Source organism: Methyloceanibacter sp., from assembly GCF_050999895.1.
GTDB lineage: Bacteria > Pseudomonadota > Alphaproteobacteria > Rhizobiales > Methyloligellaceae > Methyloceanibacter.
Genome location: NZ_JBPCOU010000045.1, coordinates 1 through 18,417 on the forward strand (window position 1 = coordinate 1; position 18,417 = coordinate 18,417).

Sequence of the window (18,417 nt, forward strand, 5' to 3'; positions counted from 1 at the left end):
ACGACGCGCTCGGTCCGCTCCCGCGTCGTTTCGCGAAACAAGGCCGTGCGCCTGTCGCTCGTGCCGCGCGGAGCGGTTTGCGCGCCTGCCCCGGCAGCCACGACCGCCGCGCCGGCGCCGTCCGTCAGGGGCTCATTTGAACGCAAGATCACCTCCAAAATGACAGAAACGGCGCAAGCGCCCTGCCCGGGAGTTCCGGCCGAAGGATGCGATAGAAAGGATTCGCAACGGGTTAACGCAGGCGCGTTAACCCTGGCTTTGACGGCTAGACCGGGGGCTTGGGGCCAGTCTGCGCCGCGATCCAGGCGCAATACCCAGCGCCGCCGCCCTCTGTCGGCAGCACCAGCAGCGCCGGCACTTCGTAAGGATGCAGCCGTTTTGCCTCGGCGAGGACCGCGTCGGTGAGGCTGCGTCTTGTCTTGATGATCATGGCGACCTCGCTCGCCTCCTCGCGCGCGCCCTGCCACTCAAAGATGGAGACCATACCGGGGAAGATGTTGACGCAGGCCGCAAGGCGCCCGGCAACCAGCGCGTCTCCCACGGCTCTCGCGTCCTCGATCGTTGCGAAGGTCGTGTAGATCAGAACCGGCAGATCCTTGTTCCGCATGGATTCACCATGACCTCTCGCTATGACAGCGCTTGCATTGCAGGGCGGTTCTCTCATTTATAGTGCCGCACTCTAAGGGTCGGCTCCAGGCGCATCCAACACCAGCATGTCACGCTTCAGCAAAATCGCCTTCGTCGCGAGCGACACCAAGGAAGCCGAAAGCGCGCGCGCGAAGCTGGTCGAGCGCTATGGCGACGCGCCGCCGGAGAGCGCCGACGCCATCGTGGCGCTGGGGGGCGACGGCCTCATGCTGCAAACCATGCACCGGCATTTGAACAGCGGCATTCCGATCTACGGCATGAATCGCGGCTCGGTGGGCTTTCTCCTGAACGACTATTACGAGGACGGCCTGGTCGACCGGCTCGAGCGCACCGAGATCACCGTCATCCATCCCCTGCACATGACGGCGCGCGGCATCAACGGCGAGGCCCACGAAGCGCTTGCGATCAACGAGGTGTCGCTGTTCCGCCAAAGATATCAGGCCGCGAAGCTCAGGATCGCGGTCGACGGCAAAGTCCGTCTCGATGAGCTCATCTGCGACGGCATCCTCATCTCGACGCCGGCCGGCAGCACGGCCTACAACCTTTCCGCCCACGGCCCGATCCTGCCCATCAATGCGCCGTTGCTGACGCTAACCCCGATCAGCCCGTTCCGGCCGCGGCGCTGGCGCGGCGCACTGCTGCCGAACGACGCGAAAGTCGAGATCGAGGTCCTGGAGCCGGAGAAGCGTCCGGCAAGCGCCGTCGCCGACCATACCGAGTTCCGCGACATCGCGCGCGTCGAGGTCAGGGAGGAAAGCGGCATCGACATCTTCATGATGTTCGATCCCGGCCATACGCTCGCAGAGCGCGTCCTCGCCGAGCAGTTCGGCTACTGAGGCGGGCACGCTCAGCCGCCGCGCGCGCCCGGCCGCGTGAGAGTGAAGACTTCATCGATCACCGCGTAGTCGCCATAGCCGAGACGCGCGAGCGGGCGCAGCTTCGTAACGTCGACCCGTCCCTCGCTGATGACCTCGTCGGCGACATGCACGCCGACGACCTGTCCGAGCACGATCGCGTGCGTGCCGGGCTGCCCCGCTTTGCCGGGAAGCTCGATGGTCTTCCAGTAACGGCACTCGAAAGCGACCGGCGATTCCTTCACCCGCGGCGGCTTGACGATCCGCGAGGCCTCCGGCGTCAATCCCGCGAGCTCCATCTCGTTCACGTCGGGGCCGACGGGGATCGAGGTGCGGTTCATCGCGTCGCGCAGATCGTAGGTCGCAAGCGAACAGACGAACTCGCCGGTCTCCTCGGCATTGCGCTGGCTGTCTTTGCGGCCGCCGGACGAGAACATCACGAAATGCGGATCTTCCGAGACCGCATTGAAGAAGCTGTAGGGCGCAAGATTGACGACGCCGCTTTTGCTCAAAGTTGAGATCCACCCGATCGGGCGCGGCGCGACCAGCGCCTTGAACGGATCGAAGGCGAGACCGTGCGTGTTGGCGACCGCGTCGTAAAACATCGCAGAACCTTTCGTCGCCTTATGCGCGCGACACGGTCACGGCCGCCACGACGTGACGATAGCGCCGAGATCGGGCCTCTCCCGCTCCTCCGGCGTCTCTTTCGCCGTGCCAATATAGACGAATCCCGCCACCCGCTCGCCGTCGCCGAGTCCGAGCGCCGCCCTCATATCGTCGTTATAGGCGTACCATTCGGTGATCCATTGCGCGCCGAAGCCGAGCGCGGTCGCCGCGGTCAGGAGATTCTGGCAGGACGCGCCTACGGACAGAATCTGCTCCCATTCCGGCGCAGCCGGGTTCTCCCGGACCCTGGAGATGACTGCAATGACGACAGGCGCCCGCAGGAAGCGCTTGGCCTCGTTCTCCAGGCGGAACTGGCCCGGATTGGCCTCCGCGCGCTGGCAGCTCTCCGCCAGGATCTTGCCGAATTGCGCCCGCGCCTCGCCCTGAAACAGCACAAATCGCCAGGGAACCAGCTTCTTGTGGTCCGGCACCCGTGCGGCGGCGGTGAGAATAAGGCGGAGCTGCGCCTCGTTCGGACCCGGCTCGCCAAGGCTGTTGGCCGAGACCGAACGGCGGGCAAGGAGATGATCGATGACGGGGTTGGACATGACCGGAGGATTTATGCGGGGGCTGGTTCCCTAACGCGAAATGGCGGGGCGAACAATGCCGCCGTGGAAGCCTAGCGGGGCTGTATCCAAGCCCACCGAACCAAAATTGGCCTCATTGGCGTCAGATTTTGCCTGCGTTGTCCCTATGCGAATGGGGCTATAACTGCTCGCGGCCAGCCTATCGGAGCGAACGCAATGCGGGGGAAACGCTGCGCGATGCTTCTGCTGTTGTCAGCAGCGCTTCTCTGCGCGCTGCCGGCAAGAGCAGAAGACCCCCCTGCGCCAAAAGATGCACCACAGCAGCCTGCGGACACGATGCTCGTCGTCGACGCATCCAAGAGCATGTGGACCAAGATGGGCCGCCTCAGCAAGAACGCCAATCTGCGCATCAAACTCGGCGAATTCATCGGCACTTACGACGACAAGCTCAAGTTCGGTCTCGCGACCTTCGGCGATCGCCAGTACTCGAACTGCGCCGACACGCGGACGGTGGCCAAGCTCGGCGAATTGAGCAAAGCAACGCAGAGAAAAATTCTCGACGGCGTCAAACCGAAAGGCCAGGCGCCGATTGCCGCGGCGCTCAGCGAAGCCGCGAAGGGAATGCCGCCAAGCGGCAGGCTCGACATCGTTCTCATCGCCGATGGCGGCGACACTTGCGATGCCGATGTTTGCTCCATCGCCGCGGGGCTGAAGGAAAAGTCCCCAGGCTTGCGCATTCACGTTCTCGGTTTCGACGCCAAGGCGGAGACCGAGACGAAACCCTTGGCGTGCATTGCATCCGCGACCGGCGGCCAGTTCGTGACGGCAAAAAACGCGGACGGCCTCAAGAAAGGTCTGACCGCGGTCTTCAATGCCGCCGCCACGCCTCCGCCGACGCCGGCCCCGGCGCCGGTTGCCGAAGCGACGCCCGCACCCTCTCCGGATGCAGTGCCGCGAAAGCCAGGGCTTGACGCTTCAGCGCCCGCAGCCGCGGCGCCGGAAGCAGCGACGCCCGCAACCGAACCACCCGCGCCGACACCACCCGCGGCGACACTACCCACGACAGCAGCGGCCGAACCACAAGTGCCGGCAACTCCGCCGCAGCAAGACGCCCCCGCAACCGGGCAGACCGCACCGGAGCCGCAAGCGCCTGCGACGACCACCGGGCAAGACAGAGGAGCGGACGCTCAGGCTCCGCCTCCGCAGCCGGACGCGACCGCAACGCAACCGGCGGGCGCGAGCAGCCCCTCGGGCGAGACCGCGGTGTCAAAGGGCGCCCCTGCTGAGCAGAGCCCGCCCGCGCAACAATCAAGCGAGGCACCGGCCGCGGCGTTGCCCCAAGATGCGCCGGGAAAGATGGCGGCCGTTCCCAAGCCCGCCGAACCTGCACTCCCGGTGCCCGTCACCTTCAAGGCTCTTGCCACCGAGTCGGGGCCGAAGCTTGAAACGGGGCTCACTTGGCGTGTCTTCGCATCCGGCGACGGCCCCAACAGCGCGCACAAACTTCTCAGCACTCACCGCGAAGCGACCCCAACCGCCGCACTTCTGCCCGGCGAATATCTCGTCAATGCCGCTTACGGCCTCTCCAACCTCACCAAGAAAATCAAGGTCGAAAGCGGGCGCTCCATCGTGGAGACCTTCATCCTCAATACCGGGGGCCTCAAGCTCGCTGCGGAGCTCTCCGACGGCGAGCAACTGGCGGAAGGGAGCGTGCGCTTCGACATTCTCTCCGACGAAGAAGATCAGCTGGGCAATCGCCGCAAGATCCTGGGCAATGCCAAGCCGGGTCTGGTGATCAGGCTGAATGCCGGCGCCTATAACATCGTCAGCCAATATGGCGACGCCAACGCGACGGTTCGCGCCGACGTGACGGTCGAGCCCGGCAAGATCACCGAGGCGACGGTCAAGCACGCGGCGGCGACGGTGACGTTCAAGCTGGTGCAAGGCCTCGGCGGCGAAGCGCTTGCCGACACGCAGTGGAACGTGCTGACGCCGACGGGCGATGTCGTGAAGAAGAATGCCGGCGCGCTGCCGTCGCATATCCTTGCCGCAGGCACCTATGCCGTGGTCGCCACGCATAGCGGCCTGACCTACACGCGGAAATTCAGCGTCGAACCCGGCGCATCGAAACAGGTCGAGGTCGTGGTCGAGGACGGCCCCACCTCGCCGGAAGCGCTGAAGGCTATTCTGGAGCCGGCCATGCCGCCCCCGGGGGCTGGCACTTTCGCCGGCGGCGACGCCGATGCGCCGGATGGCGGCGCAGCCTTGGGCTCCGCGCCGGAGCCGAGCGGGCCGCTGATCAATCCGGGCGTCTTGTTCCGGCCGCCGGTCCGGCCCTAGGCGGCCTTCGTGCCGGCGGCGGTCGCTTGCAGATCGGGCGGAACCGCCTCATCCACCAGCATGCGGACGGCGGCTTCGAGAGACATGACTTTCTGGTCCTGGCTTCCCATCCGCCGCACCGACACCGTGCCCTCCTCCGCCTCGCGCTTGCCGACCACGAGCATGACCGGCACCTTGGCCATCGAATGCTCGCGCACCTTGTAGTTGATCTTCTCGTTGCGGAGATCGATGTCGGCCCTGAGCCCTGCCGCGCGCAGGACTTCGAACACCGTCTCTGCGTAGGCGTCGGCATCGGAAACGATGGTCGTGACAACGGCTTGCCTCGGCGCAAGCCAGAGCGGCAGGTGCCCGGCATGATGCTCGATGAGAATCCCGGTGAAGCGCTCGAGCGAGCCGAACATGGCGCGGTGAATCATCACCGGCTCCTTCTTCTCGCCGTCCGGTCCGATATAGAACGCGCCGAGCCGCCCGGGCAGATTGAGATCGACCTGGATCGTGCCGCATTGCCAATCGCGGCCGATCGCGTCGCGCAGCACATATTCGAGCTTGGGACCGTAGAAGGCGCCCTCGCCCGGGTTGAACTCATAGTTTAGGCCCGCAGCCTCGACGGCGCGCTTGAGCGCCGCTTCCGCCTTGTCCCACACCGCATCGCCGCCGACTCTTTTCTCGGGCCGGTCGGAGAATTTGATGCGCACATTCTTAAAACCGAAATCGCGATAGATCGAGAGCATCTGCTGGTTCAGCGTCACGCATTCTTCCGTAATCTGATCCTCGGTGCAGAAGATATGCGCGTCGTCTTGCGTGAAATGGCGCACGCGCAAAAGTCCGTGCAGCGCGCCAGACGGCTCGTAGCGATGCACCTTGCCGAACTCCGCGATGCGCAAGGGAAGGTCGCGATAGCTTTTCAGCCCGTGCTTGAAGATCTGCACATGGCCCGGACAGTTCATCGGTTTGCACGCATAGATGCGCTCGTCCAGGGTCTCGGTGACGTACATATGATCGCCGAACTTCTCCCAATGGCCGGATTGCTCCCACAGCGAGCGCTCCATCATGTCGGGCGAGTTGACCTCGACATAACCCCACGCATCCTGCCGCCGGCGCATATAGGCGATCAGCGCCGTGAACAGCGCCCAGCCTTTCGGATGCCAGAACACCGCGCCCGGCGCCTCTTCCTGGAAATGGAACAGATCCATCTCGCGGCCGAGACGGCGATGGTCGCGCTTCTCCGCCTCTTCAAGCTGGTGCAGATAGGCCTTGAGATCGTCCTCGCTCGCCCACGCCGTGCCGTAGATGCGCTGGAGCATCGGCCGGTTTGAATCGCCGCGCCAATACGCGCCCGCGATCTTGAGCAGCTTGAAGCCTTTGCCGACCTTACCGGTCGAGGTCATGTGCGGACCGCGGCAGAGGTCGAGCCATTCGCCCTGGCTGTAAAGCTTGACGTCGTCGCCTTCGGGGATCGCGTCGATCAACTCGAGCTTGAAGTCCTCACCCTTGTCGCGGAACAGCCTCTTGGCAGCCTCGCGGTCAACGATCTCGCAGCCGAACGGCCGGTCGCGCGCGATGATCTCGCGCATTTTCTCCTCGATCTTCGGCAGCTCGTCCGGTGTGAAGGGCTCGTCGCGCGCGAAGTCGTAATAGAAGCCGTTCTCGATGACGGGCCCGATCGTGACCTGCGTGCCGGGATAGAGCTCCTGCACCGCCTCGGCCATGACATGGGCGGCGTCGTGACGAATGAGCTCCAGCGCCTCGGGGTCCGTGCGTGCGTGGAATTTGATCGCGGCATCAGCCTTGATGGGAGTCGCGAGATCGGCAAGCTTGCCGTCGAGGCTCATCGCCACCGTGCGCTTGGCGAGCGACGGCGAGATCGACTTGGCCACGCCGAGGCCCGTAGTGCCGGGCGGCACCTCGCGCTGCGCGCCATCGGGGAATGTCAGGGAAATCATCGTTTCGCTCCTCCTCTCACTCCTGCGTACCAGCGCAGGTAAGATGGGCTGCTAGATGCTGCCGAATGGAAGCCAAGTCAAGAGCGCGGGGTTAAACGGCGCAAGCGCCAGCGCCCATAGCGCCAAGGCGCGAATTTGTGTCGCTCGCCTGAAAGGTTGGGCACGGGATCGAGACCGTGGCTGCCCCAAGGCTGGCAGCGGCAAAGCCGGGCCAGCGTCAGCCAGCCGCCCTTCCACGCGCCGTTTAAGTCGATGGCTTCCCGCGCGTAGTCCGAGCAGGTCGGCAGATGCCGGCAATGCGCGCCGACAAGCGGCGAGAGCATCCAGCGATAGAGAAGGATCGGGGCGAGCATCATGGCCTTAGCCACTTGCGACGCGAGCGGCTTCGCGGTGGACCGCGCCGCCTTAGACATGCTCTTGGCTAGGAGAGGCATGGCGCGTCTTGGCCTCGATCTGCGCGATGGCCTCCTCGACGGCGTCGAACACGAGCAAGGTCGACGCATGCCGTGCCTTGTAGTCCCGCACCGGTTCGAGCACGGCGAGATCCGCCCATCTCCCCTCAGGCGCAGGCCCGCCCTCTTTCAGCATCTTGCGCATGGCGGCGCCGACCGCGCGAAGCTCCGACGCCGTGGAGCCGACGATCTCCCGCCCCATGACCGCGGCGGAAGACTGGCCGAGCAGGCAGGCCTTCACGTTCTGGCCGTAGTCGGTGACCACGCCGCCGTCCATCGCGAGATCGATGCTGACGGTGCTGCCGCAAAGCTTCGAGCGCGCGGTCGCCGTCGCGTGCGGGACCGGAAGCCGGCTTACACGTGGAATATTGGCGGCCAGCTCCAGAATGCGCTGGCTGTAGATGTCGTCCGGCAGGGTCATCGCTCGTTTTGTCTCCCGCGCCTCGCCTTGCGAGGCGGTCAATCGCATTATATATGCAGCCGGTTTGGGGGATTGGTAGCCCGGGCGTCAGGAAAGCTTCACGCCGCCTGTTGACGTGTCGCCTATACTATCCCCACTTTAAGGACTGAACGGGCCGCCATCTTGCGCGTTTGCCTAAGGAACCGGTCATGGATGCCACGGTAAAGAAGTTGCGGACCACAGCCCCACCCGCCGAAATCGGCCGCGGGCCCGATATTATTCGGCCCTCCCGCCAGGAGGCCGAAGAGGCTGTGCGCACTCTCATCGCCTATGCCGGCGACGACCCGAACCGAGAGGGTTTGCGCGATACGCCGAAGCGCGTGACGAGCGCCTATGACGAGTTCTTCAGCGGCTATGGCGAGTGCCCGATGGAGGTGCTGTCGCGCACCTTCGATGAGGTCGCGGGCTATGACGATATCGTCATGCTGCGCGATATCGAGCTGCACTCCCATTGCGAGCACCATATGATCCCGTTCATCGGCAAGGTGCATATCGCGTATTTCCCCACCGATCGCGTCGTCGGTCTTTCCAAGCTCGCGCGCGTCGTCGAGGTCTTCGCAAGGCGTTTGCAGACGCAGGAGACGATGACCGCGCAGATCGCCGAGACGATCGATACCGCGCTGAAGCCGAAAGGCGTGGCCGTGATGATCGAGGCCGTGCATCAATGCATGTCGATCCGCGGCGTGAAGAAGCCCGACGTCGCCACCATCACCACCCAGTTCACCGGCATCTTCAAGGAAGATCCGGCGCAGCAGGCACGCTTCATGGCGCTGGCGGCGAGCCGCTAGGCAAAAGGAGCGTCCGCGACAAAGGACGCGATCGCCGTGACCAAGGAAGCAACCTTCCCTCCCCCGGCCGACAAGGCCGGACTCGAAGACGGGACGATCTTCACGCCCAATTTCGACGCACATGGATTGCTGCCCGTCGTCGCCACCTCTGCTGAGACCGGCGAGGTGCTGATGCTCGCTTACATGAACGCGGAAGCGCTCGCCCGCACCATCGAGACCGGCGAGGCGCATTACTGGTCGCGGTCCCGCGGCGAACTCTGGCGCAAGGGCGAGACGAGCGGCAACGCGCAACGCGTAGTCGAGCTGCGCACCGACTGCGACCAGGACGCCATCTGGATGAAGGTTGAGATGGAAGGCGACGGCACGGCCTGCCATACGGGGCATACAAGCTGCTTCTACCGCGAGGTGCCGGTAGGATCTGCCGCGGGCGGGCTCCCCCTCACCGTCGTCGCGGGCGACAAAACCCAAGGTTCCTAAGCGGTCCGGTGTCACGCTACTGCCGCAAAGGGAACCTTAAAGAGTCTCAGGATACAATTCTGGCGGCTGGAAATGTCGCATTCGGAAACCGGCCACAGCCCTGTGGTAGCCCGAGTGCGGCGCCAATGTCAGACCTCCTCTGGCATGGGGACGCAACCGGGTAGAACATGGCGAGACCGACGATCGGTATTGCGCTGGGTGGCGGCGCAGCACGCGGCTGGGCCCATATCGGCGTCCTTAAGGCCCTGATCGAGGCGGGCCTGGAGCCGGATATTGTCGCCGGCACGTCCATCGGCGCTGTTGCCGGGGCCTGCTACGTCACCGACAAGCTCGCCACACTCGAAGACTTCGCCTGCGGCCTGACGCGCCGCCGCGTCTTCGGGTTTCTCGATTTCAATTTCGCCGGCTCCGGCCTCATCACCGGTCAGCGTTTGAGCTCGCGTCTGGAAAATCACCTCCAGGATTTTCACATCGAGCGCCTCGAGCGGCGCTTCGTCGCCGTCGCCACCGAGCTCGGCACCGGCCACGAGGTCTGGCTGAACAAGGGTAGCCTCGTCAACGCGCTGCGGGCCTCGTTTGCGCTGCCCGGAATCTTCCGTCCCGTCCAGATCAACGGGCGATGGCTCATCGACGGCGCCCTCGTCAATCCGATCCCGGTATCGGTATGCCGTGCGCTCGGCGCCCGCATCGTCATCGCCGTCAATCTCGGCGGCGATCTCTTCGGCAAGGGCAGCGTCATTCACGACCAGGAAGCCTTCGCCGAAATTCCGCAGCCGCCAGAGGACTCCGAGCTCGTCGGCAGCAACGGCCGCGCCGCCGTGCACCTCTTGCACCGGCAGATTTTCGGCAGGGGCAATGGGGCGCCCGGTATGTCGTCGGTGATGATGGACGCCATCAACATCACGCAGGACCGCATCGCACGCTCGCGCCTGGCCGGCGACCCGCCCGACATCACCATCACGCCGAAGACAGGCGGCATCGGCCTGTTCGACTTCCATCGCGCAGCCGAGGCAATCGAACTCGGCGCCGCCGCGACCGCGCGGCACATCGACGATCTGAAATTCGCGATCGAAGCTCTCGCGGCGTAATTAGCCGCTTAACCGGTGGCGATATATTCCCGCATCGCCGCGGATTCCATCTCTGCTTCCGCGATCCGCATCCGTACCACGTCGCCGATCGAGACGAGGCCGACAAGCTGACCCCTCTCGACGACCGGCATGTGGCGAAAACGGTGCGCTGTCATCTCGCCCATGAGCCTGTCGATGGTATCGGCTTCGCGGCAGGTGACGACGGTCTTCGTCATCGCGGTTTCGGCTTGATCCTTGAGCGCCTTGACCCCGGCACTCGCGATCTCGCGCACGATGTCACGCTCCGAGATAATGCCGGCAACCTTGCCGTCCTCGGCCGAGATGACGATGCAGCCAATACGATGGGTACGGAGCATCTTCGCGATTTCGAGCAATGTGGTATCGGGCGAGGCGGTCAGCACCTCCCGGCCCTTAAGCCTAAGGATGGCAGCGACATTCATACTCGTTTCCTCCAGCTCCAGGAACTTCGCCCCGTTATGCGACATTCTGTCTCGGACCGGAAACGCTGGCAAGCGATTGCGTGAAAACGGGCTAGCGAGGACTGAGAGGCTGTTGGGTCAGGACGCCCTGCTTGTCGAAGAAGCCAAAGAAGAACAGGCCAAACAGGAAGCCGCCAATATGGGCCTCCCAGGCGATGCCACCCTCGGCGCCCGCGATCGCCACGGAACTCAACCCGAAATAGGCGTTGAGCCCGATCCAAAGGGCCAAAAACATTAGGATGCGCCGATCGCTTAAGGTCTCAGGCAAGCTCTTGAGGGGCGCGTGCGCGAAGTCGGGCTCGCCCTGGCTGATCTCTCCCCGCGGCCTAAAGATGAATCTGAGCGCGCCGGCCATCTGCCCTGAAATCGCGGCGGATGCTCCGACCACCGGCGCCATCTCGCCAAAATGAAAGAGGAGATGCGTGAGCGCGCCAGCGATCCCGCAGAGAACGGAAAAGTAGAGAAAGCCCAAATTGCCAATGCGCCGCGCCACGGCGCTGCCAAAGGCCAACATCCAGAGCGTGTTCACCAACAGATGCACCCAGCTCGCATGCACAACCATGTAGGTCACGAAGGACGTAACGGCGGTGAGATAGCCGCCGGGAAGCTCAAGAGCGGCACCGCTATAGCGCGCCGGGATGAAGGCCAGGGCCAGAAGGAGCGTGAGGTCCAACTCGTCCGGCAGCGAGGTCCTGACCAAATGCACGGCGATCATCAGCGCCGCCGCGAGGAGGACGCTCCGCGGCACGTTGAACATGGGTTCGCTTGGACCGGTCATCGCTCGAACGGGACGTCGTCCTTCTCACCTGTCGGCAGACTTAATGCGCGAATGCAACGCGGCGATTGCGTGGCACCGGCCGCCGGCACGCTCCCTGCTTTATTTGCTCCATCAACAGCGCGGGCGAAGCCCACTGTCCCAAAGCGAGATTTTTACCTTGCCTTGGCCGAACATTGGGCGCCCCCGCAACCAAGGTGTAGCGTCGGAGCCGGGTGGGCAATGCAGCAGTCAACGAGTAAAGCAGCTTTACGCGTATTGGGATCGCGTGCGCAATGGGCGCCCCGCACCCCGCCGCTTCGAGATCGAGCCGGCCAAGATCGCGCCCCTGCTCCCTGAAACTTTTATCGCCCAGTGCTCGAGCTTATCGGGCTACCGCTTTCGCCTGGTGGGCACCCGGATCTGCGAGCATTTCGGGCGTGCGGCACGGACTTTTTGAGCTTGTGGGAGCCTGAGGACCGCGACGCGCTCGGCTCAGTTCTCAAGACGGTCGCCAATCTTCTCACCTGGCTCATCAACTACGACAAATTGGGAATGACCGAAGAACGGCGCCACGAGCGCGTTTTGCCCAGGGTCAGCGCGTCGAAGCTCATCCTGTCCAATGGCGAGGTGCATCCCTGCCGCGTGATCGACGTGTCGCTAAGCGGCGCCTCGGTGGCCAGCGTCGCAAAACCCCCGCTGGAGACGGTTTTCATCCTCGGCCGCATGCGCGGCCGCATCGTGCGCCACCACGAGCACGGCGTGGCCATCCAATTTTCCGAGCTGCAAGACCCCGACAGCATCGCCCGCTCCTTCAGTTAGGGCCGATTGGGCGCGCCGCCGCCCAAGCGATCTTCATCCTCTCCGCCTTCACGACTGCCGCCAGCCCTCATTTGCACTGAAGAAGCGTATTTGTACGCGCTTTGTTCTCATATTTCTCTAAAATTTTAGGCAATCGCGTAATGTTCGCTTTTGAGTAATTCTCACTAAAAATACCTTACCATTACTGCTCTAAAGTCCAGACCTGCTTTATCTGCTTCTCAAAATATCTCTGGCATAGTGCTCCTCAACAAAAAGGGGGGGTGCAATGAAACAGTTCCTAGTTGGCTCCGCGTTCTTGATGTTCATCTCTTCGATGCCAGCAGACGCGACCAATGATCATACGATTAGCTTGCGGCCGAGTATCGAACCTCAGAAAGTCTTGTTCATGCAAGCTTTCGGCGACACCTTGCCGCCGATCGGCTACGTCGCATTCTGCCGCGATCATAGCGACGAGTGCCGTCCGGCCCGCCGCTTCTCCGACCGTGTCCAGTTCAGCGCCGCCAAGTTCGGCGAGCTGCAGACCGTCAACGACTACGTCAACGCGTCCGTGAACCCGGTCACCGACCTGGACCTTTATGGCAAGGTCGAGGTTTGGACCTATCCCGCAGCCGGCAAAGGCGATTGTGAGGACTATGTGCTGCTCAAGCGCCGCATGCTGATCGAACGCGGTTGGCCGGCGAGCACGCTCCTTATCACGGTGGTGCGCGACGAGAATAACGAGGGCCACGCGGTCCTGACCGTGCGCACCGACTCCGGCGACTATGTGCTCGATAACAAGCGCAAGGACGTCTCCTCCTGGAGCGACACGCCCTACACCTTCGTGAAGCGGCAATCCGACCGCAATCCGCTGGTCTGGATCTCTCTGCTGCCGCCCGAGCTTACCCCGCAGCCGTCTATTTCAGCTTCGAACAGCCGCTAGCAGGAGTTTCGTCCAGGTCTTTTTCGACTGGAGATTGCTTTTTAAGGGCCCGGTGTCATCCCCCACCCCCCGACCCAACCGGGCCTTTCCTAGAGCCGGTCTCGCAAGAGGCCGGCTCCTTTTTTTGCAGCTGGCGGCTAGAGGCTGAGGATCACGCCGAGAAAGAAGGCGCCGGAGAAGAGGCTCCAGCCCGCGGCGATCACGGCCGAAAGGCCGAATCAGATGGGGGATTGGGTTAGCAACCTGGCCATCTGCCATGCATTGCGCATCACGATGATGGGGCCGGCAAAGAGGCGCAGCGCGACCCCTGCCCACGATGCGAGACCGGGGCTTAGCGTAAGCGTAAAGCCGAGCGGCTTGCCAGACACGAGCTGGGTCAAGCTCGTCAGGATCCCAGCCGTCACAAAGCCGACAGCCATCATATAGAGATATGCGAAGGATCCCACCGCGCGCCGCCACTCGCGTTTGTGCCTCGCTTGAAGTTTAGCTGGGCGCGCGGCGGCTTCACGGGGATTCTTAAGCGTTAGTTAACGCCCGTGCCAGAGCAGCACGTCGGGTCTATTCCTTGAGGTCGTAATCCAGGATCGCCATCTGGAATTGATAGGCAAGCTCGCCCTCATCGTCGTCGCGGAACATGACGCCGATGAACTCCTCGCCGACATACACCTCCGCGCTATCTTCCTTTTTCGGGCGCTGGCGCACCTGGATCTCGGGCAGGCGAAAGACCCTTTGCAGATACCGTTCGAGCTTCACGATCTCGTCGCGTGTCACGCGCCATCTCCTAGAATGTTTGCAGAAAAGCGAAAGCTAAGGGCCGGCCTTCTCATCCTCGTCGACGAAAAACTGGTCCATGCTGAGCGCGGGTTCCTCGCAGCCGGCGAACCCGATCTCGCGCGCCGGCACGCCCGCAACGGTGCGCCGCGACGGCACGTCGTTCAGGACCACGCTGCCCGCGGCGACGCGCGCGCAATTCCCGATAGTGATGTTGCCAAGGATCTTGGCGCCGGCGCCGATCATGACACCACATCCGATCTTGGGGTGACGATCGCCACGCTCGTTGCCGGTGCCGCCAAGAGTGACGCCGTGCAGGATCGAGCAATTGTCCCCGATCACCGCGGTCTCGCCCATGACGATACCGGTGGCGTGGTCGAACATGATGCCCCGCCCGATCTGGGTTGCGGGATGGATATCGACCTGAAGGAAGCGCGAGCAGAGACTTTGCAGATAGAGGGCGAAGTCCTTGCGCCCCTGCTGCCACAGCGCATGCGCGATCCGGTGGATCTCGAGCGCGTGAAAGCCCTTGAAGTAGAGCAGCGGCTCAATCAGGCGGCTGCACGCGGGATCGCGCTTGGCGACCGCCATGATGTCGGCGCGGAACGCATCGCCGAGCGCGGCCTCCGCCTCCAGCACCTCATGAAACATCTTGTGCAGCAACCCGGCATCGAGTGCCGCGTGCTGAAGCCGCCGCGCCAGGCGATGGCAGACGGCATCCTCGAGGCGATCGTGGCTCAGCACCGTCGCATAGACGAACCCGCCAAGCGCGGGCTCCGCGGCGCTGATCTCCTCGGCCTCGCGCCGCACCTGACTCCAAATCGGGTCGTAACTCGTGATCTGCGGCTTATGCGCAGATTGGGACTTTTGCATCGATACCTCGCTTCTCGCCAATGAGCGAGACGGCTTTTCGGTTCCCTAGCACGTGACTAAGGCACCTGGGTTAAAAACTTAAGCACACCTTGCTTGAAGTGTGAGTCCCCGACCGCCTTCATATGGTCGCGACCCACGATTTCAAGCGTTTGGGCCCCTGGAATGAGCGCTGCGAGCTGGGCTGCCGAGCCGCCGATCACGTCCTCCATCCCTACCGCAACGAGACAGGGGACGGCGATGGTTTGCAGCTGCTCCTTCGTGACCCTTTCGCGCGGGCCGCGCATGCAGGCCGCCATCGCCTTGAGGTCGCTCTTGGTGGATTCGGCGAAGAGCCGGAAGCTGCGCGCCGTGTCGTTGGTCACGTCCCCGATGCGCGGGGCCTCGAGCGCGTGCGCGAGCGGTCCGCTGCCTACCATGCCGCGCACCATATTGATGCCGAGCCCACCAAAGATGACGCTGCGCACCCGCTCGGGGTGATTGAAGACGAGAAAGGCGGCGATGCGGGCCCCCATCGAGTAGCCCATCACGTCGGCACGCGCGATGCCGAGATGATCGAGCAGGCGGCGCGCATCCTGGGCCATCGAGGGTGCGCCGTAGCACTCCGGGTCGTAGAGCTTCTCGCTTCTGCCGTGGCCGCGATTGTCATAAGCGATGACGCGGCAGCCGGCATCCCTCAGCGTCCTCACCCAGCCGGGGTCGACCCAGTTGGCCGCGACATTGGACGCAAAGCCATGGATGAGGAGGATGGGATCCCCGCTCCCCTCGTCGCTATAGGCGATCCTGACGCCATCGGAATCAAAGTCCGGCATTCCGCTCTACCGCTTGCCTGCTGCGCTGACTATGCTGCCCCTCGATTGGATAGGCATCGGGATAGACAATGGCTCAAACGCTCGTACCGCATTTGGTGAACGACCTCGGCGCCGAACAGATCAGGATCGGCGTCAAGGAGTTCCAGTGCATGGGGGCGACCCCGCCCCACGATCACCCGCATGTTTATCTCGACATGGGCGACGAGACGCAATTGGTCTGCCCCTATTGCTCCACCCTCTATGTCCATGATCCGGCGCTGGCGCAAAGCGAAAGCGAACCGCCCGGCGCGGTCTTCGCCGCAACCGCGCCTCCCGGGGCGCCGGAAGCCTAGACCTCGCGATGTCCGCCCAGGAACGCGGCGTTATCATCGCAGGGGGCGGCATCGGCGGACTTGCGACTTCCATCGCCCTTGGCGCGCACGACATCGCATCGACCGTTCTCGAACGCTCGCGCTTCGCCGACGAGACCGGCGCCGGCATTCAGCTCGGCCCCAACGCCACGCGTGCTCTGCGGGGGCTCGGGGTGCTGGACGAAGTTGCGGCGAACGCGGTCAGGCCGGACGCGATATGGCTCTACGATGCGCGTTCTGGACTGCGGCTGAATGTGCTGCCGCTCGGCCGCGCCATCGAGCAGCGTCACGGTGCACCCTATTTGACGCTGCATCGCGCCGATCTCCATGCGGCGCTGCTCGAAGCGGCCGAAAACCATGCGGGCGTCACGCTCAAACCGGGTTGTGCCGTCATCGAGATCGCTACCGCCACACGCGAGATTATCGCTCATACAAGCGACGGGGACGAGATGCGCGGCTCGTGCCTGATCGGCGCCGACGGCCTATGGTCGACCGTGCGCAAATTCGTCGCCCCGCAAGCGGATTTGCAGTTTGCCGGGGCGACGGCATGGCGCGCGCTCATGCCCACGCGCGAACTTCCCGCGCCCTTCGATGCGCCGGTGGTCGGCGTGTGGATGGGCAGCGGCGCGCATATGGTTCATTACCCCGTGCGCGGCGGGGACCAGCTCAACGTCATCGTCATCATCGAGCATGGCAACGAAGCCGAAGGATGGAACCAGACACTCGAAACGGGCGGCTTGCTATCGCACCTGACCGGCTGGGCCGAGCCTCTGAAACGGCTGCTGGAGCTGGCGGCGAGCTGGCGCGGCTGGTCGCTTCATCGCCTCGCCCCATTGCCGCGCTGGAGCAGCGGTCCGGTCGCGTTGCTCGGCGACGCCGCGCATCCTGTGCTCCCTTTTCTGGCGCAGGGTGCAGCCCTCGCGATCGAGGATGCCGTCACGCTGGCTGCGAGCTTGGCCGACTGCGGTGGCGCAACCGAGCGCGCCTTCCGAAGATATGAGGGATTGCGCAAAGACCGCGTTACCCGCTTGCAGCACACCTCGCTCACATTCGGGCGCAACTATCACGCCAAGGGGCCGTTGCGGGCAGCGCGCAACATCGTGCTGCGAGCAAGGCGCGGCGACAAGCTCCTTGCAACCCTCGATTGGCTCTACCGCGACGAGGCCCCTTCGGCGTAGCGTCTATCTGGCAACCGCTGCGCGCCGCGGCGATCGTGGCATCAGCAGCACGAACGTCCCCGCCACGGCCGACAGCAACGAGCCAATCAAGACGCCGAGCTTGATGAGGTGATCGCGTTCGGCGTCGGGAAAGGCGAGCAGGCCGATGAAAAGGCTCATGGTGAAGCCGATACCGCACAACAGCGAGACGCCGTAGATCTCCCGCCAATTCCCGCCCGCGGGCAATTGCGCGATGCCCAAGCGGGAGGCTAGAAAGACCGACCCCATGATCCCGATCTGCTTGCCGAGGAACAAGCCGCCGACAACGCCGAGCGGTAGCGGCGACAACAGCATGGCAAGGCCAATGCCTTCCAACGGCACGCCCGCATTGGCGAAGCCGAAGACGGGCACGACAAGAAAGGCCACCCACGGCACGAGAGCGTGCTCGAGCGTATGCAAGGGTGAGGCCTCTCCGGAACGCTTCGCGTCGATCGGGATGGCCATCGCCAGCACCACGCCCGCGAGCGTCGCGTGAACGCCCGAGAACAACATGCAAGCCCAAAGGACGACGCCCAAGGGAAGGTAGATCCAAAGCCGCGTGACACTTGACGCGTTCAGCGCAAACAGCAAGGCAGCCGTCGCACCCGCGCCCCCAAGCGCCATCCAGGAGAGGTCCGAAGCGTAGAAGATCGCGATGATGAGGATGGCGCCGAGATCGTCCATGATGGCGAGCGAGGTGAGGAACACCTTCAGCGAATTCGGAATGCGGGAACCGAAAAGGGAAAGCACGCCGAGCGCAAAGGCGATGTCGGTCGCGGTCGGGATGGCCCAGCCGCGCCAGTTCGAGGGCTCCTCCCAATTCGCCGCCAAGAAGATCAGGGCCGGCACAACCATGCCGCCGAGCGCCGCGATCATCGGCAACGCACGCCGCGGCCACGTATTGAGCTCGCCGCCGACCATCTCGCGCTTGATCTCGAGCCCCACGAGCAGGAAGAACAGCGCCATCAGCCCGTCATTGATCCAATGCAGGACGCTTAGCCCGCCGACCTTCATCTCCAGCGCGCTCAGATACTGCTCTGCGAACGCGCTGTTCGCGGTCAGCATGCCGAGAGCCGCCGCCCCCATCAGGACAAGACCGCCTGAGGCCTCCCATTGGAAAAAGCGCTTGAAGGTGGAGCGGGCGCGATGAATCAAAGCCATGCTCTGAAGTCTCCCCTGCGATGCGGCCCGTTCCTATACA

The 18,417-nt window shown here is 63.9% G+C and carries 23 protein-coding genes; 10 read left to right on the forward strand and 13 right to left on the reverse strand.

Annotation, left to right across the window (positions count from 1 at the left end; translation table 11 throughout):
* Positions 1 to 265 precede the first annotated feature (265 nt).
* Entirely contained in the window at positions 266 to 607 is a 342-nt protein-coding gene (gene cutA / locus ACR2J1_RS04370) for a divalent-cation tolerance protein CutA (RefSeq protein ID WP_434018122.1), read from the reverse strand.
* Between the two features lie 106 nt (positions 608 to 713).
* Between cutA and ACR2J1_RS04375 the strand changes: the two genes are divergently transcribed.
* Positions 714 to 1,484: an NAD kinase gene (locus ACR2J1_RS04375; RefSeq protein WP_434018123.1), complete on the forward strand. Its 771-nt coding sequence runs from the start codon at positions 714 to 716 to the stop codon at positions 1,482 to 1,484.
* A gap of 11 nt (positions 1,485 to 1,495) precedes the next feature.
* On the opposite strand, the gene ACR2J1_RS04380 is transcribed toward ACR2J1_RS04375, so the two are convergent.
* Both ACR2J1_RS04380 and ACR2J1_RS04385 read right to left on the reverse strand, forming a co-directional pair.
* Positions 1,496 to 2,107 carry a flavin reductase family protein gene (locus ACR2J1_RS04380; protein ID WP_434018124.1) on the reverse strand — a complete coding sequence of 204 codons (612 nt, stop codon included), beginning with the start codon at positions 2,105 to 2,107 and terminating at the stop codon, positions 1,496 to 1,498.
* Positions 2,108 to 2,143: 36 nt separating this feature from the next.
* Entirely contained in the window at positions 2,144 to 2,716 is a 573-nt protein-coding gene (locus ACR2J1_RS04385) for a nitroreductase family protein (protein ID WP_434018125.1), read from the reverse strand.
* Positions 2,717 to 2,911: 195 nt separating this feature from the next.
* Here ACR2J1_RS04385 and ACR2J1_RS04390 point away from each other — a divergent pair, with 195 nt between their 5' ends.
* Complete coding sequence (locus ACR2J1_RS04390) at positions 2,912 to 5,035, forward strand: VWA domain-containing protein (RefSeq protein ID WP_434018126.1); 2,124 nt, start codon at positions 2,912 to 2,914, stop codon at positions 5,033 to 5,035.
* Here ACR2J1_RS04390 and thrS read toward each other — a convergent pair.
* From thrS to ACR2J1_RS04405, 3 genes are all read right to left on the reverse strand, one after another.
* Positions 5,032 to 6,978, reverse strand: a complete 1,947-nt coding sequence (thrS, locus tag ACR2J1_RS04395) for a threonine--tRNA ligase (RefSeq protein WP_434018127.1) — start codon at positions 6,976 to 6,978, stop codon at positions 5,032 to 5,034. The genes ACR2J1_RS04390 and thrS overlap by 4 nt on opposite strands.
* A gap of 77 nt (positions 6,979 to 7,055) precedes the next feature.
* Positions 7,056 to 7,391 (reverse strand): membrane protein insertion efficiency factor YidD, encoded by a 336-nt coding sequence (gene yidD / locus ACR2J1_RS04400; RefSeq protein WP_434018128.1) that lies wholly within the window; start codon positions 7,389 to 7,391, stop codon positions 7,056 to 7,058.
* Complete coding sequence (locus ACR2J1_RS04405; RefSeq protein WP_434018129.1) at positions 7,384 to 7,899, reverse strand: iron-sulfur cluster assembly scaffold protein; 516 nt, start codon at positions 7,897 to 7,899, stop codon at positions 7,384 to 7,386. Before ACR2J1_RS04405 ends, yidD begins: the two co-directional genes overlap by 8 nt.
* 140 nt (positions 7,900 to 8,039) lie before the next feature.
* On the opposite strand from ACR2J1_RS04405, the gene folE reads away from it, so the two are divergent.
* The 3 genes from folE (at position 8,040) to ACR2J1_RS04420 (ending at position 10,243) form a co-directional block, all read left to right on the forward strand.
* Positions 8,040 to 8,678: a GTP cyclohydrolase I FolE gene (gene folE, locus ACR2J1_RS04410; RefSeq protein WP_434018130.1), complete on the forward strand. Its 639-nt coding sequence runs from the start codon at positions 8,040 to 8,042 to the stop codon at positions 8,676 to 8,678.
* A gap of 36 nt (positions 8,679 to 8,714) precedes the next feature.
* Positions 8,715 to 9,155, forward strand: coding sequence for a phosphoribosyl-AMP cyclohydrolase (gene hisI / locus ACR2J1_RS04415; protein WP_434018131.1), 441 nt, complete (start codon positions 8,715 to 8,717; stop codon positions 9,153 to 9,155).
* A 167-nt stretch (positions 9,156 to 9,322) separates the two neighbouring features.
* The gene (locus ACR2J1_RS04420) at positions 9,323 to 10,243 is read left to right on the forward strand and encodes a patatin-like phospholipase family protein (protein WP_434018132.1); all 921 of its coding nucleotides are present in this window, start codon (positions 9,323 to 9,325) and stop codon (positions 10,241 to 10,243) included.
* Positions 10,244 to 10,251: 8 nt separating this feature from the next.
* Here ACR2J1_RS04420 and ACR2J1_RS04425 read toward each other — a convergent pair whose 3' ends face one another.
* Both ACR2J1_RS04425 and ACR2J1_RS04430 read right to left on the reverse strand, forming a co-directional pair.
* The gene (locus tag ACR2J1_RS04425) at positions 10,252 to 10,683 is read right to left on the reverse strand and encodes a CBS domain-containing protein (RefSeq protein ID WP_434018133.1); all 432 of its coding nucleotides are present in this window, start codon (positions 10,681 to 10,683) and stop codon (positions 10,252 to 10,254) included.
* A 91-nt stretch (positions 10,684 to 10,774) separates the two neighbouring features.
* Entirely contained in the window at positions 10,775 to 11,479 is a 705-nt protein-coding gene (locus tag ACR2J1_RS04430; RefSeq protein WP_434018134.1) for a rhomboid family intramembrane serine protease, read from the reverse strand.
* A gap of 64 nt (positions 11,480 to 11,543) precedes the next feature.
* Here ACR2J1_RS04430 and ACR2J1_RS04435 point away from each other — a divergent pair, with 64 nt between their 5' ends.
* The 3 genes from ACR2J1_RS04435 (at position 11,544) to ACR2J1_RS04445 (ending at position 13,217) form a co-directional block, all read left to right on the forward strand.
* Positions 11,544 to 11,936 (forward strand): PAS domain-containing protein, encoded by a 393-nt coding sequence (locus ACR2J1_RS04435; protein WP_434018166.1) that lies wholly within the window; start codon positions 11,544 to 11,546, stop codon positions 11,934 to 11,936.
* Positions 11,937 to 11,938: 2 nt separating this feature from the next.
* Entirely contained in the window at positions 11,939 to 12,298 is a 360-nt protein-coding gene (locus ACR2J1_RS04440) for a PilZ domain-containing protein (RefSeq protein ID WP_434018135.1), read from the forward strand.
* Between the two features lie 385 nt (positions 12,299 to 12,683).
* Entirely contained in the window at positions 12,684 to 13,217 is a 534-nt protein-coding gene (locus ACR2J1_RS04445; protein WP_434018136.1) for a transglutaminase-like cysteine peptidase, read from the forward strand.
* Between the two features lie 218 nt (positions 13,218 to 13,435).
* Here the strand turns inward: ACR2J1_RS04445 and ACR2J1_RS04450 are convergent, their stop codons facing one another.
* From ACR2J1_RS04450 to ACR2J1_RS04465, 4 genes are all read right to left on the reverse strand, one after another.
* Positions 13,436 to 13,663 (reverse strand): DUF6949 family protein, encoded by a 228-nt coding sequence (locus ACR2J1_RS04450; RefSeq protein ID WP_434018137.1) that lies wholly within the window; start codon positions 13,661 to 13,663, stop codon positions 13,436 to 13,438.
* Between the two features lie 112 nt (positions 13,664 to 13,775).
* Complete coding sequence (locus ACR2J1_RS04455) at positions 13,776 to 13,988, reverse strand: DUF3126 family protein (RefSeq protein ID WP_434018138.1); 213 nt, start codon at positions 13,986 to 13,988, stop codon at positions 13,776 to 13,778.
* Positions 13,989 to 14,024: 36 nt separating this feature from the next.
* The gene (gene cysE, locus ACR2J1_RS04460) at positions 14,025 to 14,861 is read right to left on the reverse strand and encodes a serine O-acetyltransferase (RefSeq protein ID WP_434018139.1); all 837 of its coding nucleotides are present in this window, start codon (positions 14,859 to 14,861) and stop codon (positions 14,025 to 14,027) included.
* Between the two features lie 56 nt (positions 14,862 to 14,917).
* Positions 14,918 to 15,670 carry an alpha/beta fold hydrolase gene (locus tag ACR2J1_RS04465; RefSeq protein ID WP_434018140.1) on the reverse strand — a complete coding sequence of 251 codons (753 nt, stop codon included), beginning with the start codon at positions 15,668 to 15,670 and terminating at the stop codon, positions 14,918 to 14,920.
* Positions 15,671 to 15,738: 68 nt separating this feature from the next.
* On the opposite strand from ACR2J1_RS04465, the gene ACR2J1_RS04470 reads away from it, so the two are divergent.
* Entirely contained in the window at positions 15,739 to 16,002 is a 264-nt protein-coding gene (locus ACR2J1_RS04470; RefSeq protein ID WP_434018141.1) for a zinc-finger domain-containing protein, read from the forward strand.
* 8 nt (positions 16,003 to 16,010) lie between these two features.
* Complete coding sequence (locus tag ACR2J1_RS04475; RefSeq protein WP_434018142.1) at positions 16,011 to 17,198, forward strand: FAD-dependent monooxygenase; 1,188 nt, start codon at positions 16,011 to 16,013, stop codon at positions 17,196 to 17,198.
* Between the two features lie 3 nt (positions 17,199 to 17,201).
* On the opposite strand, the gene nhaA is transcribed toward ACR2J1_RS04475, so the two are convergent.
* Entirely contained in the window at positions 17,202 to 18,377 is a 1,176-nt protein-coding gene (gene nhaA / locus ACR2J1_RS04480) for a Na+/H+ antiporter NhaA (protein WP_434018143.1), read from the reverse strand.
* Positions 18,378 to 18,417: the final 40 nt, after the last annotated feature.

What these genes read in the sequence shown, in the direction of transcription:
- cutA (WP_434018122.1), bottom strand. Translation starts at nt 607, where the DNA reads ATGCGGAACAAGGATCTGCCGGTTCTGATCTACACGACCTTCGCAACG.
- ACR2J1_RS04375 (WP_434018123.1), top strand. Translation starts at nt 714, where the DNA reads ATGTCACGCTTCAGCAAAATCGCCTTCGTCGCGAGCGACACCAAGGAA.
- ACR2J1_RS04380 (WP_434018124.1), bottom strand. Translation starts at nt 2,107, where the DNA reads ATGTTTTACGACGCGGTCGCCAACACGCACGGTCTCGCCTTCGATCCG.
- ACR2J1_RS04385 (WP_434018125.1), bottom strand. Translation starts at nt 2,716, where the DNA reads ATGTCCAACCCCGTCATCGATCATCTCCTTGCCCGCCGTTCGGTCTCG.
- ACR2J1_RS04390 (WP_434018126.1), top strand. Translation starts at nt 2,912, where the DNA reads ATGCGGGGGAAACGCTGCGCGATGCTTCTGCTGTTGTCAGCAGCGCTT.
- thrS (WP_434018127.1), bottom strand. Translation starts at nt 6,978, where the DNA reads ATGATTTCCCTGACATTCCCCGATGGCGCGCAGCGCGAGGTGCCGCCC.
- yidD (WP_434018128.1), bottom strand. Translation starts at nt 7,391, where the DNA reads ATGTCTAAGGCGGCGCGGTCCACCGCGAAGCCGCTCGCGTCGCAAGTG.
- ACR2J1_RS04405 (WP_434018129.1), bottom strand. Translation starts at nt 7,899, where the DNA reads ATGCGATTGACCGCCTCGCAAGGCGAGGCGCGGGAGACAAAACGAGCG.
- folE (WP_434018130.1), top strand. Translation starts at nt 8,040, where the DNA reads ATGGATGCCACGGTAAAGAAGTTGCGGACCACAGCCCCACCCGCCGAA.
- ACR2J1_RS04420 (WP_434018132.1), top strand. Translation starts at nt 9,323, where the DNA reads ATGGCGAGACCGACGATCGGTATTGCGCTGGGTGGCGGCGCAGCACGC.
- ACR2J1_RS04425 (WP_434018133.1), bottom strand. Translation starts at nt 10,683, where the DNA reads ATGAATGTCGCTGCCATCCTTAGGCTTAAGGGCCGGGAGGTGCTGACC.
- ACR2J1_RS04430 (WP_434018134.1), bottom strand. Translation starts at nt 11,479, where the DNA reads ATGTTCAACGTGCCGCGGAGCGTCCTCCTCGCGGCGGCGCTGATGATC.
- ACR2J1_RS04435 (WP_434018166.1), top strand. Translation starts at nt 11,544, where the DNA reads ATGCGCGAATGCAACGCGGCGATTGCGTGGCACCGGCCGCCGGCACGC.
- ACR2J1_RS04445 (WP_434018136.1), top strand. Translation starts at nt 12,684, where the DNA reads ATGCAAGCTTTCGGCGACACCTTGCCGCCGATCGGCTACGTCGCATTC.
- cysE (WP_434018139.1), bottom strand. Translation starts at nt 14,861, where the DNA reads ATGCAAAAGTCCCAATCTGCGCATAAGCCGCAGATCACGAGTTACGAC.
- ACR2J1_RS04465 (WP_434018140.1), bottom strand. Translation starts at nt 15,670, where the DNA reads ATGCCGGACTTTGATTCCGATGGCGTCAGGATCGCCTATAGCGACGAG.
- ACR2J1_RS04470 (WP_434018141.1), top strand. Translation starts at nt 15,739, where the DNA reads ATGGCTCAAACGCTCGTACCGCATTTGGTGAACGACCTCGGCGCCGAA.
- ACR2J1_RS04475 (WP_434018142.1), top strand. Translation starts at nt 16,011, where the DNA reads ATGTCCGCCCAGGAACGCGGCGTTATCATCGCAGGGGGCGGCATCGGC.
- nhaA (WP_434018143.1), bottom strand. Translation starts at nt 18,377, where the DNA reads ATGGCTTTGATTCATCGCGCCCGCTCCACCTTCAAGCGCTTTTTCCAA.